The 13,644-nt window shown below is 72.8% G+C and carries 10 protein-coding genes and 1 pseudogene; 8 read left to right on the top strand and 3 right to left on the bottom strand.

The window, feature by feature from the left end:
- Positions 1 to 48: 48 nt before the first annotated feature.
- Positions 49 to 684, bottom strand: coding sequence for a TetR/AcrR family transcriptional regulator (locus tag H0H10_RS02420; RefSeq protein ID WP_188179105.1), 636 nt, complete (start codon positions 682 to 684; stop codon positions 49 to 51).
- A gap of 166 nt (positions 685 to 850) precedes the next feature.
- Here H0H10_RS02420 and H0H10_RS02415 point away from each other — a divergent pair, with 166 nt between their 5' ends.
- Both H0H10_RS02415 and H0H10_RS02410 read left to right on the top strand, forming a co-directional pair.
- Entirely contained in the window at positions 851 to 3,106 is a 2,256-nt protein-coding gene (locus tag H0H10_RS02415; protein WP_188179104.1) for an MMPL family transporter, read from the top strand.
- A gap of 67 nt (positions 3,107 to 3,173) precedes the next feature.
- Complete coding sequence (locus H0H10_RS02410) at positions 3,174 to 4,211, top strand: zinc-dependent alcohol dehydrogenase family protein (RefSeq protein WP_188179103.1); 1,038 nt, start codon at positions 3,174 to 3,176, stop codon at positions 4,209 to 4,211.
- A gap of 31 nt (positions 4,212 to 4,242) precedes the next feature.
- On the opposite strand, the gene H0H10_RS02405 is transcribed toward H0H10_RS02410, so the two are convergent.
- Complete coding sequence (locus H0H10_RS02405) at positions 4,243 to 4,443, bottom strand: helix-turn-helix transcriptional regulator (protein ID WP_188179102.1); 201 nt, start codon at positions 4,441 to 4,443, stop codon at positions 4,243 to 4,245.
- Positions 4,444 to 4,957: 514 nt separating this feature from the next.
- Between H0H10_RS02405 and H0H10_RS39550 the strand changes: the two are divergent.
- Together H0H10_RS39550 and mmsA are read left to right on the top strand one after the other, a co-directional pair.
- Positions 4,958 to 5,155, top strand: a pseudogene (locus H0H10_RS39550) (3D-(3,5/4)-trihydroxycyclohexane-1,2-dione acylhydrolase (decyclizing)); the annotation flags it as partial.
- Positions 5,156 to 5,169: 14 nt separating this feature from the next.
- Positions 5,170 to 6,672: a CoA-acylating methylmalonate-semialdehyde dehydrogenase gene (mmsA, locus tag H0H10_RS02400; protein WP_188179101.1), complete on the top strand. Its 1,503-nt coding sequence runs from the start codon at positions 5,170 to 5,172 to the stop codon at positions 6,670 to 6,672.
- 60 nt (positions 6,673 to 6,732) lie between these two features.
- Here the strand turns inward: mmsA and H0H10_RS02395 are convergent, their stop codons facing one another.
- Positions 6,733 to 7,566: an SCO4651 family lipoprotein gene (locus tag H0H10_RS02395; protein ID WP_188179100.1), complete on the bottom strand. Its 834-nt coding sequence runs from the start codon at positions 7,564 to 7,566 to the stop codon at positions 6,733 to 6,735.
- A gap of 345 nt (positions 7,567 to 7,911) precedes the next feature.
- On the opposite strand from H0H10_RS02395, the gene H0H10_RS02390 reads away from it, so the two are divergent.
- The 4 genes from H0H10_RS02390 to H0H10_RS39545 all read left to right on the top strand — a co-directional run.
- Entirely contained in the window at positions 7,912 to 9,327 is a 1,416-nt protein-coding gene (locus tag H0H10_RS02390) for an APC family permease (RefSeq protein ID WP_188179099.1), read from the top strand.
- A 141-nt stretch (positions 9,328 to 9,468) separates the two neighbouring features.
- Positions 9,469 to 12,120 carry an alpha/beta fold hydrolase gene (locus H0H10_RS02385; protein ID WP_188179098.1) on the top strand — a complete coding sequence of 884 codons (2,652 nt, stop codon included), beginning with the start codon at positions 9,469 to 9,471 and terminating at the stop codon, positions 12,118 to 12,120.
- Positions 12,117 to 13,007: an ABC transporter permease gene (locus H0H10_RS02380; RefSeq protein ID WP_188179097.1), complete on the top strand. Its 891-nt coding sequence runs from the start codon at positions 12,117 to 12,119 to the stop codon at positions 13,005 to 13,007. The genes H0H10_RS02385 and H0H10_RS02380 overlap by 4 nt, the downstream gene beginning before the upstream one ends.
- Before the next feature lie 404 nt (positions 13,008 to 13,411).
- On the top strand, positions 13,412 to 13,644 hold a 233-nt coding region (locus H0H10_RS39545), incomplete at its 3' end, for a chaplin family protein (protein WP_223179274.1).

Below are 13,644 nucleotides of genomic sequence, written 5' to 3'. Positions count from 1 at the left end.
CCCTGGCGGGATCACGGCGACCCCGGGCCACACATCTCCACCATACCCCTAGGGGGTAAGAGTTCGGTGCGCCAGGGGTGCGAGGTAGCGCAGAAGTACGTCCTTCAGCTCCCGGACGTACGCCTCGCGCTCCGCGCCCTCGTGGGCCAGGACCAGCTCCAGACCGGCCTTGTAGATGCCGAGGCAGACGTGTGCGATCCGGTTGACGTCGGCGGCGGGCGTGTCGGGCAGGAACCCGGAGAGCAGCGTCTCGATGCGGGAGACCAGGGTGGCGTGCAGGGCGTCGTGCGCCTCGGCGATCCGGCCGGGGGTGTCGGGGCCGTGCATCAGGGCGAAGAACACCGGGCGCCGGCAGTTGAAGTCGACGAAGCGGTCGACGGCCGTCTCGACGGCCTCCTCCAGCGGGGTCGCGGGGTCGACGGTGGCGAGGGCCTCGCCGTACGTCTCCCGCATCTCGTGCATCAGCCGGTCGCCCAGCTCTATCGCGATCGCTTCCTTGTTCGGGAAGAACTGGTACAGCGTGCCGGGGGAGACGCCCGCCTCGCGGGCGATGGCGTTGGTGCTGGCGGCCGTGTAGCCGGTCGTGCAGAAGACGGAGGCCGCCGCCTCCAGCAGCTGGGCGATCCGTCGCTCGCCGCGGGCCTGGCGGCGGCGCGGCTGTTCCTTCTCCTGGTGGTCGGACACCTGTTTCGTCCCCAGCTCCCCGAACGCGATTGACAAACACGAGCGGCCGCTCGCATTCTGGAGAAACGCGAGCGATCTCTCGTGTTTGCCAGTCTATGGCAATGGCGGACCCATGCCGCCTGTCCGGACACCGGCGCACGGGTCACGGTGAAGGGGACACCGCACGATGACCGAAGTCAACAGGCCGCAGCGGCGCGCCGGCGCCGCGCCTCCCGCGCACCTCGGGCGCTGGACCCGCCTCGTCACCGCCCGGCCGCGGCTGTCGCTGCTGGCGGCCCTCCTCCTCACCGCACTCGCCGTGCTGGCCGGCGGCGGCGTCGCCGACCGGCTGGGCAGCGGCGGCTGGGAGGACCCGGCCGCCGACTCCACCTACGCGACCAGGGCGCTGGAGCGCGAGTTCCCGGACTCCCAGCCCAACCTCCTGCTCCTCCTCGACGCGGGGCGCGCCTCGGTCGACGACCCCGCCGTCGCCGCCGAGGCCGAGCGGCTCACCGCCCGCCTGGCCGGCGAGCGGGGCGTCACCGGCGTCGGCTCCTACTGGCGGTCCGGCGCCCCCGCCCTGCGCGCCGAGGACGGCCACGAGGCGCTGATCGCCGCCCGCGTCACGGGCGACGAGAAGACGATGGGGGAGACCCTGGACCGCATCGCCCCCTCCTACCGGGGCACGCACGGCCCCGTCGAGGTGAGCGTCGGCGGGCCCGTGGCGGTCCGGCACGAGATGCAGACGATCATCCAGGAGGACCTGCTGCGGGCCGAGCTGATCGCCCTGCCGGTCACACTCGTGCTGCTGGTCATGGTCTTCGGCAGCGCGGTCGCGGCGCTGCTGCCGCTCGGCATCGGCATCGTCGCGATCCTCGGCACCAACGCCGTGCTGCGCGGACTGACGGAGTTCACCGACGTCTCCGTCTTCGCGATGAACCTCACCACGGCACTCGGGCTCGGTCTCGCCGTCGACTACGCGCTGTTCATCGTCCGCCGCTTCCGGGAGGAACTGTCGGCGGGGGCCGAGCCGCCCGCAGCGGTCGGCACCACCCTGCGCACGGCCGGCCGCACGGTGCTCTTCTCCGCCCTCACGGTCGCGGTGTCCCTGGCGGCGATGCTCCTGTTCCCGCAGTACTTCCTGCGGTCCTTCGCCTACGCCGGGATCGCGGTGGTGCTGCTGGCGGCCGCCGCCGCCCTGATCCTGCTCCCGGCCGCCCTGGTCCTGCTCGGCCACCGGGTCGACGCACTGGACCTGCGGCGCCTGTTCCGGCGCCGTGGGCCGGCCGCCCCCGCGCAGGCGGCGGCCTCGCCGGCCGGGGAGGGCACGGGCTGGGCCCGCACCGCCACGCTCGTCATGCGCCGCGCCCCCTTCTTCGCCCTGGCCACCACCGCCGTCCTCGTCCTGCTCGGCCTGCCCTTCCTCGGCGTGAAGTTCGGCACCGCGGACGACCGCCAGCTGCCGAGCACCGCCGAGTCCCACGTGGTGCAGCAGCACATCCGGGAGGGCTTCCCGGGCAGCCCCGGCGGCGGCCTCGAAGTCCTCGCCGAAGGACGCGCCACCCAGGAGCAGTACGGCGCCTACCGGGACCGGATCGCCGCCCTGCCCGACGTGCAGCGCGTCGACGGCCCCCTGGTGAAGGGCGACACCGCCTACTTCACGGTGCTGCCCGAGGGCGAGGCCGTGGACGAGCCCGCCCAGCGCCTGGTGGGCGAACTGCGCGGTGTGGAGGCTCCGTTCGACACCAAGGTGACCGGTGTGGCGGCCGTCCTGGTCGACTCCAAGGACGCCATCGCCGAGCGCCTGCCCCTGGCCGCCGCCTTCATCGCGATCGTCACCCTGCTCCTGGTCTTCCTCCTCACCGGCAGCGTGCTGATACCCCTCCAGGCCGTGGTGCTCAACGCCCTCAGCCTGACCGCGATGTTCGGCGCCGTGGTCTGGGTCTTCCAGGACGGCCATCTCTCCGGCCTGCTCGGCTTCACCAGCCCGGGCTCCATAGAGACCACGCTTCCGGTCCTGATGTTCTGCGTGGCCTTCGGCCTCTCCATGGACTACGGCGTCTTCCTGCTCTCCCGCATCAAGGAGGAGTACGACCACACCCGCGACCACGGCCAGGCGGTGCGGCACGGACTGCAGCGCACGGGCGGGCTGATCACGGCCGCGGCGGTCATCCTCGCGGTGGTGATGGTCGCCATCGGCACCTCCCGCGTGACCAACACCAAGATGCTCGGCCTGGGCATCGCCCTCGCCGTCCTCATGGACGCGATGATCGTCCGCAGTCTCCTGGTCCCCGCGGTGATGCGGCTGACCGGGCGAGCCACCTGGTGGGCGCCGGGCCCGCTGCGGAGCCTGCACCGGCGGTTCGGTCTCAGCGAGGGCGAGCCGGCCGCGCCGGCCCCCGTGGAGGAGGGCGCTCGCGACACGGTCGGGGCACACCGTTAGCGTTCCCCCGGGAAGTCGCGGCACGTGTCCGGTGCTCCGGAAGGGGACGGGCCGGTGAGGAGGGCGTATGCGGGCGGTCGTGTTCGAGCGGTTCGGGGAACCGGCCGAGGTGCGGGAGGTGGCCGACCCGGAGCCGGCGCCGCACGGGGTCGTGGTCCGCGTCGCGGCCACCGGGCTGTGCCGCAGCGACTGGCACGGATGGCAGGGCCACGACCCGGACATCACGCTGCCGCACGTCCCCGGTCATGAACTCGCCGGTGTCGTCGAGGCGGTGGGCGACCTGGTGACCGGCTGGCGTCCCGGCGACCGGGTGACCGTGCCCTTCGTCTGCGCCTGCGGGAGCTGCGGGGCCTGTGCGGCGGGCGACCAGCAGGTGTGCGAGCGTCAGACCCAGCCCGGCTTCACCCACTGGGGCTCCTTCGCCCAGTACGTGGCGCTCGACCACGCCGACGTCAACCTCGTCGCCGTGCCCGGGGACATGTCCTTCGCGACGGCCGCCTCCCTCGGCTGCCGCTTCGCCACGGCCTTCCGGGCGGTGGTGCAGCAGGGCCGGGTCGCCGCGGGCGAGTGGGTCGCGGTGCACGGCTGCGGTGGGGTGGGCCTGTCGGCGGTGATGATCGCCGCGGCCTCGGGCGCCCGGGTCGTCGCCGTCGACGTCTCGCCCCGGGCCCTGGAACTGGCCCGGGAGTTCGGGGCGGCCCAGTGCGTGGACGCGGGCCGCACCGAGGACACGGCGGCGGCCGTCCGCGACATCACCGCGGGAGGGGCGCACCTCTCCCTCGACGCACTCGGCTCCCCCGCCACGTGTGCCGCCTCCGTGAACGGCCTGCGCCGCCGGGGCCGCCACGTGCAGGTCGGCCTGCTGCCCTCGCCGACCGGCACCACACCGGTCCCCATGGCCCGCGCCGTCGCCCTGGAGCTCGAACTGCTCGGCAGCCACGGCATGGCCGCGCACACCTACCCGCCGATGCTGGAGCTGGTCCGTACCGGAGTGCTGCGCCCCGACCTGCTGGCCACCGCCACCATCCCGCTGGACGCGGCCCCGGCCGCCCTGGCGGCGATGGGGACGGCACCCGGTGCGGGCGTGACGATCATCGAGCCGTGACCGACGATCAGGCGTGGGCGGGGCGGCGGGGTCAGTCCTCCCGGCGGGACCGGTTGCCCGGCCGTGACGCCACCCAGGTGCGGACCGTGTCCGCGTACCAGTAGGGCTTGCCACGCTCCACATGGTCCGGCGGGGGCAGCAGACCGTGCTTGCGGTACGACCGCACGGTGTCGGGCTGCACCCGGATGTGGGCCGCGATGTCCTTGTAGGACCAGAGCCTTCGGTCGGTCATGAGTCGCACCTCCCCGCACGCACCGCGGCGGCGACCGGGGACGGACGCCGGGGGGAGCCGGGTGCTGCGCTGGCGATCGGCAAGCCTGTGCAGGGTGAACGACGCGGAGCGGGGCGCGGTCGGGGCCCGTACCCGGATGTGACGGAAGACCCGAGGAAACGTGACGTGCGTGACACGCTCGGGGTGTTTGTGACACCGATGTCGCAAAGGCGGCGCGGGCACGCGGCCACCTGGCTCTTTCTGGTCCGTATGTCCGGACAAAACGTTGACATGCTTCTCCCATGGGGCTAGAAACCGGAGAGGACCCAAGGACGGGTACGAAGGGAACGCGATGGCGTACGACCTGACCGCCGCGGCCTCGCCGGCCCGGTCCGTTCCCGGCACCCGGGCCCAGAACGCCTCCGGCGCGGGAGGCCGCTTCGCCCTGGCAGGAGCGAAGTGCGAGCGCCGACTCCCCGCCCGCTACGGCCCCGCGCCGGAGGTCCGGACCCGCCCACCGCACCGTCACGGCGCGGCCCGCGCCGTGACTCGGGCCGCGAGCACTCCCACATGTGTCTACGCGGAGACCGAAACGGCAGACACTGTGTCGGGCGCGCCCGCGGCCCGTGCCTGGTGGGATGGTCCTGTGGCCAGGGCCGCGACCCGAGCGTCGGCGGTCGAGGCCCGTGAGCTGTACGAACGGCACGTCTGGAACCGACGCCGCCATCTGTGAAGGAGTTCTCGGTCATGACGAAGATCGTCAATCACTGGATCGGCGGCAAGACCGTCAAAGGCGCCTCGGGCACGTACGGGCCGGTGACCGACCCGGCGACCGGCGAGGTCACGACCAAGGTCGCCTTCGCCTCGGTGGAGGAGGTGGACGCCGCGGTCGCCGCCGCCAAGGAGGCGTACGCGACCTGGGGACAGTCCTCCCTGGCCCAGCGCACCTCGATCCTGTTCAGGTTCCGGGCGCTGCTGGACGCGCACCGTGACGAGATCGCCGAGCTGATCACCGCCGAGCACGGCAAGGTGCACTCCGACGCCCTCGGCGAGGTCGCGCGCGGCCTGGAGATCGTCGACCTGGCCTGCGGCATCAACGTGCAGCTCAAGGGCGAGCTGTCCACCCAGGTCGCCACCCGCGTGGATGTGGCCGCGATCCGGCAGCCGCTGGGCGTCGTCGCCGGCATCACGCCGTTCAACTTCCCCGCGATGGTGCCGATGTGGATGTTCCCCATCGCCATCGCGTGCGGCAACACCTTCGTGCTCAAGCCGAGCGAGAAGGACCCGTCGGCGTCCCTGAGGATCGCCGAGCTGCTCGCCGAGGCGGGCCTGCCCGACGGCGTCTTCAACGTCGTCCACGGCGACAAGGTGGCCGTGGACCGGCTGCTGGAGCACCCCGACGTCAAGGCGGTGTCTTTCGTCGGCTCCACCCCCATCGCCCGCTACATCCACACCACCGCCTCCGCCAACGGCAAGCGCGTCCAGGCCCTCGGCGGCGCCAAGAACCACATGCTGGTGCTGCCGGACGCCGACCTCGACGCGGCGGCGGACGCGGCCGTGTCGGCGGCCTACGGCTCCGCGGGCGAGCGCTGCATGGCGATCTCCGCGGTCGTCGCGGTCGGCGCCATCGGCGACGAACTGGTGGAGAAGATCCGCGAGCGCGCCGAGAAGATCAAGATCGGTCCCGGCAACGACCCGACGTCGGAGATGGGCCCGCTGATCACCAAGGCGCACCGTGACAAGGTCGCCTCGTACGTGACCGGCGCGGCGGCGGAGGGCGCCGAGGTCGTCCTCGACGGCACCGGCCACACCGTCGACGGCTACGAGAACGGCCACTGGATCGGCATCTCGCTGCTCGACCGGGTGCCGACCACGGCGAAGGCCTACCAGGACGAGATCTTCGGCCCGGTGCTGTGCGTGCTGCGCGCCGAGACGTACGAGGAGGGCGTGGCCCTCATCAACGCCTCGCCCTTCGGCAACGGCACCGCGATCTTCACCCGGGACGGCGGCGCGGCCCGCCGCTTCCAGCTGGAGATCGAGGCCGGCATGGTCGGCGTGAACGTGCCGATCCCGGTCCCCGTCGGCTACCACTCCTTCGGCGGCTGGAAGGACTCGCTCTTCGGCGACCACCACATCTACGGCAACGACGGCACGCACTTCTACACCCGCGGCAAGGTCGTCACCACGCGCTGGCCGGACCCGTCCGAGGCCCCGGCGGGCGTGGACCTGGGCTTCCCGCGCAACCACTGAGACACACGGCGGCGGCCCCGTCCCACCGAGGTGGGACGGGGCCGCCGCCGTGCGGTGTTGTCAGCCCTGCTGGCCGCCGACCGCCTTCACTTCCTCGGTGAGGTCGCCGGTCTGCGCGGCGGGCGGTGCGACGATCTCCTTCGTCGCGCCGAACCTGTCGAAGTCCATGGTCACCGTCATGGCGCCGAACTCCTGCTTCAGGCGCACCGGCAGGTCCTTCGGCCCCACCCAGATGTCCATGGTGACCGAGTCGGCGCCCGCCGAGCCCAGCATGCTGTCCGCGCTGTCGAGGGCGTCCTTGAACCTGCCCATGTCCTTCTCGTCGAGGACGGCCCGGTAGTGCGTCGCCGGCTTGCCGTTGACGGTCTCCTTGCCGAGGTCCTCGACGTCGCTCGCGTACTTGAGGCCCTTCAGGGAGTCCGCGGGGCTGGCGCCGCCGCCCCCGCTGAAGGCGGCGGCACCCGACTCGCCGAACACCGCCGACCCGTCGATCTTCATCCACTCCTTGCCCGCGAGCGGGCCGGAGGGCTGCGGGTCGATGTCGTAGTAGTAGGCACCGTCGACGAACAGCGTGCGGACCGTCGGGGAGTCCGTCAGCTCCTGCAGCTGCGCGGCTTTCGTGTCCATCTCGACGTCGAGGGCGTAGCCGTCGCCCCAGGAGTAGGTGCCGTCCATGGCGATGGGCTCGCCCGTGCCCAGGTCGGTCATCGTCCTGACCTCGGCGGACCCCACTTCCTCGGTGCGGTCGGTCGCGCGCGCCAGTGCCGCCATGATCGTGTCGGCCTTGTCCACGGCTTCGGCGGCCGTCCTGGCGCCCTCCGAGCCGCACGCGGACGTGACGGCCATCGCCGCCGCCGTGAACCCCACCCAGGCCGCGGTGTACCTCAGCTTCATGAGTCCCCACCCGTTGCTGTGTTCGCTGTGATTCAACTGTGCGAGGGACTCTACCGGGACCCACCGACAGCGTCCGGGCGCCGGACGGCCGCAGGTTTTTTCGCGGACCGCCTGCGGTTCCCGCACGCCTCAAAGGTCCGTCACCGTACGGGCCGTGACGCCGAATTCGAGCGTTGAGGTCCTTTAGGTCAACGAATTCCGTAGGTAAACAGCCATTGACGTGCCGGTTTTCGTCGGGGTTCCATCTTGCGCCGGGAGCGGACCAGAACGACGTACGACCAAGCCGCCGGAGGCGATAGCGCTCCCGCCCGAACCATCACCGCACGAGTCGATCGGAACCGCTCCATGACCGACACGCTCCGCCCTGCCGAGACCGACGCACCGGCGACGCCCGGCAGCACGACGGACGACAGCAGTCCCCAGAAACTCAAGCGTTCCATCGGAGTCGTCGGCGGCACCCTGCTGACCCTCTCGTGCGTGACCCCCGCCTCCACGCTGTTCGTGGTGGTCCCCGACCTGTTCGGGTCGCTGGGCACCGCCACCGCCCTGACGATCGCCATCGGCTCCCTCCTCTGCATCGCCGTGGCGTTCTGCTACTCCGAGCTGGGCACCCTCATCCCCAGCGCGGGCGGCGAGTACGCCATGGTGTCGACCATGGCCGGGCGGCTGGCGGGCTGGCTGGTCTTCGTGCTCTCCCTGCTGGTCGTCATGATCGTCCCGCCGGTGATCGCGATGGGCACGGCCGACTACCTCGCCCCGATCGTGCACCTCGACCCGTCGATGACGGGCGCCGGCGTCATGCTCCTCGCCACCCTCGCCGGCCTGCTCGACCTGCGCGCCAACGCCTGGATCACCGGCGTCTTCCTGGTCCTGGAGGTCATCGCCGCGGCCGTGGTCGCGGTGCTGGGCTTCGCCCACGGCGAGCGCGGCCCGGGCAGCCTGGTCTCGATGGAGGTGGCCGGCACGGGCGGCGGCACGGACACCGTGACGGCCATGCTGGTCGTCTCCGGGCTCGCCATCGCCCTCTTCGTCACCCAGGGCTTCTCCACCGCCGTCTACCTCTCCGAGGAACTGGAGAACCCGCGCCGCAACGTCGCCCGCACGGTCCTGCTCACCCTCGGCATCTCCGCCGTGATCATCCTGGTCCCGGTCGTCGCCATCACCCTCGGCGCCTCCGACCTCGCGGAGCTGACCGGCGGCGACATCGGCGCCATGGTCACCGCCTGGTCCAACTCCGCCGTCGGCACCTTCGTCAGCCTCTGCGTGGCCCTCGCGATCGTCAACGCCGGCATCGTCATGGTCATCCAGAACTCCCGCGTGCTGTTCGCCTCCGCCCGCGACAAGGCGTGGCCCGAGCCGGTGAACAACCTCTTCTCCAAGCTCGGCCGGTTCGGCTCCCCCTGGGTCTCCACGCTCGCCGTCGGCGTGCCCGGCGCCGTGCTGTGCTTCGTGAACCTGGACACCCTCTACGGCGTCACGGGCGTCTCCGTCACCGGCATGTACCTCCTCGTCGCCGTCGCCGCCCTCCTCGCCCGCCGCGGCGCCCACCGCGACACGCCCGCCTGGCGGATGCCGCTGTGGCCCGTGATGCCCGTCCTGCTGATCGCGGTCCTCGCCTACGTCCTCTCCCAGCAGGAGACCGAGTACCTGCTGTGGACCGGCGGCATCACCGCCGTCGCCACCCTGTACTGGGCCCTGTACCTGCGCCCGCGCCGCGACACCCGCTGGCTGGTGTCGATCCCCGAGGACGCCCGGGTCTGACGGCCCCGGCCGGCCGCCGCGAACCGGCGCCGCGTACCACGGCCGCGGTACGCGGCGGCCCGCCCGTACGCCCGTGGGAGGTGCGGGGGTTCAGCCCCCGGGCTGCCCCGGTCACCGGCGGCGGCCCGTACCGTTGGGCGCATGGATCTTCGACTGCCCCGAGTGCGCGGGCTGCTGCGGGGGCCGCGCCGGCTGCTCGCCGCCGCGGCCGCCGTCGTGGTGCTCGCCGGCGCCGGCACGTGGACGGCCGTCGCCGACGACGACGCGCCGGCGGTGCACCGCACCGACCGGGTCATGACCGTGGACGACGGGGTCCGCCTGGACACCTCGTACTTCACGGCGGGCCCCGCCGGCCGCCGCCCGGCCGTCCTGCTGGCGCACGGCTTCGGCGGCAGCAAGGCCGACGTCCGGGAGCAGGCGGAGAGCCTGGCCGGGGACGGGTACGCGGTGCTCACCTGGTCGGCGCGCGGCTTCGGCCGGTCCACCGGGAAGATCGGGCTGAACGACCCGGACGGCGAGGTCGCCGACGTCTCCCGCCTGCTCGACTGGCTGGCCGCCCAGCCCCAGGTCCGGCTGGACGGCAAGGGCGACCCGCGCGTGGGCGTGGCCGGCGCCTCCTACGGCGGCGCGGTCGCCCTGCTGTCCGCCGGGTACGACGACCGGGTGGACGCCATCGCCCCGGCGATCACCTACTGGAACCTCGCGGACGCCCTGTTCCCGAACGGCGTGTTCAAGAAGCTGTGGGCCGGCATCTTCGTCAACTCCGGCGGCGGCTGCCGGGAGTTCGAGGACCGGCTGTGCCGGATGTACGACCGGGTCGCCGAGTCCGGGCGGCCGGACCCCGAGGCGCGCTCGCTGCTGGAGGCCCGCTCGCCGTCCGCCGTCGGCGACCGCATCAAGGTGCCCACCCTGCTGGTGCAGGGCCAGACCGACTCCCTCTTCCCGCTCGGCCAGGCCGACGCGGCGGCGAAGGCGATCCGCGCCAACGGCGCCCCCGTCGACGTCGACTGGATCGCGGGCGGACACGACGGCGGCGACATGGAGACCGACCGCGTCCACAGCCGCGTACGGCAGTGGTTCGACCGCCACCTCAAGGACGACAAGGGCGCCGGCACCGGCCCGGCCTTCCGGGTCACCCGCACCGGAGGTGTCGACTCCACCGACGGCGAGGCACAGTTGAGGGGTGCGAGCGCGGACCGGTACCCGGGCCTGGACAACGGACGGCGGACCATCGCCCTGGACGGCCGCGAACAGCGCTTCGACAACCCCGCCGGCGCCAGTCCGCCCGCCGTCTCCGCCCTGCCCGGACTCGGCGGCTCCGGAGGACTCGCCCAGCTGTCCTCGCTGGGCGTCGGGGTCTCGCTGGACTTCCCCGGCCAGCACGCCCGGTTCGAGTCCGCCCCCCTGCGCGACGACCTGCGCATCACCGGATCGCCCACGGTGACCGTCCACGTCCGGTCCACCCGCGACGACGCCGTGCTGTTCGCCAAGGTGTACGACGTCGGCCCCGGCGGCACCGGCCAGGTGCTGCCCGCCCAGCTGGTCGCCCCCGTCCGCGTCGAGGACGCGAAGGCCGGCAAGGACGTCACGATCACTCTCCCGGCGATCGACCACGAGGTCGAGAAGGGCCACCGGCTCCGCCTCGTCCTCGCCTCCACCGACCTCGGTTACGCCTCCCCGGCGGCCCCGGCGACCTACACCGTCTCCCTCGAAGGCGGCCTCCGGGTGCCCACGGCACCCGGCGTGACGACCGCCGCCGCCCCGCTGCCCGCGTGGGTGTGGTGGCTGCCCGTCGCGGGCGCCGCGACCGCGCTGGCGCTGCTGCTCACCGGCCGCCGCCGCACCGCCACCCCCGCCCCGGACCCGGCGCTCGCCGACGTGCCCCTGGAGATCACCGGCCTCGGCAAGCGGTACGCCGGGTCGGCGGACCGGTACGCGGTGCGCGAGCTGTCGTTCCGGGTGGAAAAGGGCCAGGTCCTCGGCCTGCTCGGGCCCAACGGCGCCGGCAAGACGACCACCCTGCGCATGCTGATGGGCCTGATCAGGCCGGACGCCGGCGAGATCCGCGTCTTCGGCCACGCCGTGCGGCCGGGCGCCCCGGTGCTCTCGCGGGTCGGCGCCTTCGTCGAGGGCGCGGGCTTCCTGCCGCACCTGTCCGGCCGGGAGAACCTGGAGCTGTACTGGCGGGCGACCGGCCGCCCGCCCGAGGACGCCCACCTGGACGAGGCCCTGGAGATCGCCGGCCTCGGCGACGCGCTGGCCCGCGCGGTCCGCACCTACTCGCAGGGCATGCGCCAGCGACTCGCCCTCGCCCAGGCCATGCTGGGCCTGCCCGACCTGCTCATCCTGGACGAACCGACCAACGGCCTCGACCCGCCGCAGATCCGAGAGATGCGCGAGGTGATGATCCGGTACGCCGCCGGCGGCCGCACCGTCATCGTCTCCAGCCACCTCCTGTCCGAGGTCGAGCAGTCCTGCACCCACCTGGTGGTCATGGACCGCGGCCGGCTCGTCCAGGCGGGCCCGGTCGGCGAGATCGTCGGCTCCGGCGACACCCTCCTCGTCGGCACCGCCACGCCCGTGGAGGAACCCGTCGCCGAGAAGGTCGCCGCCCTGCCGGGCGTCGCCTCGGCCGTCCGCACCGACGACGGTCTCCTGGTCCGGCTCGACGCCGGTGGCACCGCGTCCCGCCTGGTCGCGGAGCTGGTGCGGCTGGAGGTGCCGGTGTCCTCGGTGGGCCCGCACCGCCGCCTGGAGGACGCCTTCCTCACCCTGATCGGAGGTTCCGCATGAGCACGCTCACCGAGCGCCCTGGGCAGGCCCGCGGCACCCGGCCCGCCGAGGCCGCCCCCGGCTACCGGCCGGGCCACACCCTGCCGCTCAGGGTGGAGCTGGTCCGTCAGCTCAAGCGGCGCCGGACGCTGGTGATGGGCGCGATCCTCGCCGTGCTGCCGTTCGTCCTGCTCGTCGCCTTCGCCATCGGCGGCGAGCCGGACGGCCCCGCCGACCGGATCACGCTGATGGACACGGCCACCGCCTCCGGCGCCAACTTCGCCGCCGTCAGCCTGTTCGTGTCGGCCGGTTTCCTGCTCGTCATCCCCGTCGCCCTGTTCTGCGGGGACACCGTCGCCTCGGAGGCCGGCTGGTCCTCCCTGCGCTATCTGCTCGCCGCTCCGGTGCCGCGCGCCCGGCTGCTCGCCTCCAAGCTCGTCGTCGGCCTCGGCCTGAGCCTCGCCGCGATGGTGCTGCTGCCGCTGGTGGCCCTCGCCGTCGGCACGGTGGCCTACGGCTGGGGACCGCTGGCCATCCCCACCGGCGGCTCACTCGCCCCCGGGACGGCGGCAGGACGCCTGGTCGTGGTCGTGGCGTACATCTTCGTCTCCCAACTGGTCACCGCCGCACTGGCCTTCTGGCTGTCCACGAAGACCGACGCCCCGCTCGGCGCGGTCGGCGGCGCGGTCGGCCTGACCATCGTCGGCAACGTCCTGGACGCGGTCACCGCCCTCGGCGGATGGCGCGACTTCCTGCCGGCGCACTGGCAGTTCGCCTGGGCGGACGCCGTGCAGCCGCGCCCCGAGTGGTCGGGCATGATCCAGGGCACCGCGATTTCCGTGACGTACGCGCTCGTGCTGTTCGCGCTGGCCTTCCGGGGTTTTTCCCGTAAGGACGTGGTGTCCTAGCGGCCCTGCGCCCGCTCCTGCCTTTCCGGTCCTTTCCTCTTGCCACATCGGGCCAACCGGGTGAACCTGCGCAACCGATTCCCGAGCGTCGGGTTGATGAAGCAGTAGGGCATGCGACGCCTCGAGAAAGGAACGCGCAGTGCTCAAGAAGGCAATGGCCGCCGAAGCGGCCGCAGCCCCTGTCGGTGGTATGCCGGTGGCGGCCGCTTTCACGGCGCTCGCACCGTCGCCTGCTCCGTCCGCGGCACACGGGATTTTCCGTCAGGAAATCCCGCCGGTGAACCGAGGGCCGAACACGTAGCGATGCTGGGCGGACGGGCGACTCACGTTCTGCGGTGCTCCGACGGGCGACAGCCCGGGGCAGGGAGCCATTGCCGGCGGACGCCCGTGCCGGCTTCCCGGCTATGCCATGGCCGGCCTTGGACATCGATCTCCGTGCCAGGGCCGGCTTTCCGAGTTCTTCAAGCAGGAAGATAACCACATTGCGACAGACCCTGAGCAGGGGAGTGTTCGCGGCGGCAGCCGCCACGGGCATTCTGTCCCTGTCCGGCGCCCCCGCACTCGCTGACTCGATCGCGGTGGGCACCACCGAGGACTCCTCCGGCGTGGTGGCCGGGAACAACATTCAGGTGCCGGT

This window comes from Streptomyces griseicoloratus, assembly GCF_014534645.1.
GTDB lineage: Bacteria > Actinomycetota > Actinomycetes > Streptomycetales > Streptomycetaceae > Streptomyces > Streptomyces griseicoloratus.
This window is presented reverse-complemented; position numbering and strand designations above follow the sequence as displayed.

What these genes read in the sequence shown, in the direction of transcription:
- H0H10_RS02410 (WP_188179103.1), top strand. Translation starts at nt 3,174, where the DNA reads ATGCGGGCGGTCGTGTTCGAGCGGTTCGGGGAACCGGCCGAGGTGCGG.
- H0H10_RS02395 (WP_188179100.1), bottom strand. Translation starts at nt 7,566, where the DNA reads ATGAAGCTGAGGTACACCGCGGCCTGGGTGGGGTTCACGGCGGCGGCG.
- H0H10_RS02390 (WP_188179099.1), top strand. Translation starts at nt 7,912, where the DNA reads ATGACCGACACGCTCCGCCCTGCCGAGACCGACGCACCGGCGACGCCC.
- H0H10_RS02405 (WP_188179102.1), bottom strand. Translation starts at nt 4,443, where the DNA reads ATGACCGACCGAAGGCTCTGGTCCTACAAGGACATCGCGGCCCACATC.
- H0H10_RS02415 (WP_188179104.1), top strand. Translation starts at nt 851, where the DNA reads ATGACCGAAGTCAACAGGCCGCAGCGGCGCGCCGGCGCCGCGCCTCCC.
- H0H10_RS02385 (WP_188179098.1), top strand. Translation starts at nt 9,469, where the DNA reads ATGGATCTTCGACTGCCCCGAGTGCGCGGGCTGCTGCGGGGGCCGCGC.
- H0H10_RS02380 (WP_188179097.1), top strand. Translation starts at nt 12,117, where the DNA reads ATGAGCACGCTCACCGAGCGCCCTGGGCAGGCCCGCGGCACCCGGCCC.
- mmsA (WP_188179101.1), top strand. Translation starts at nt 5,170, where the DNA reads ATGACGAAGATCGTCAATCACTGGATCGGCGGCAAGACCGTCAAAGGC.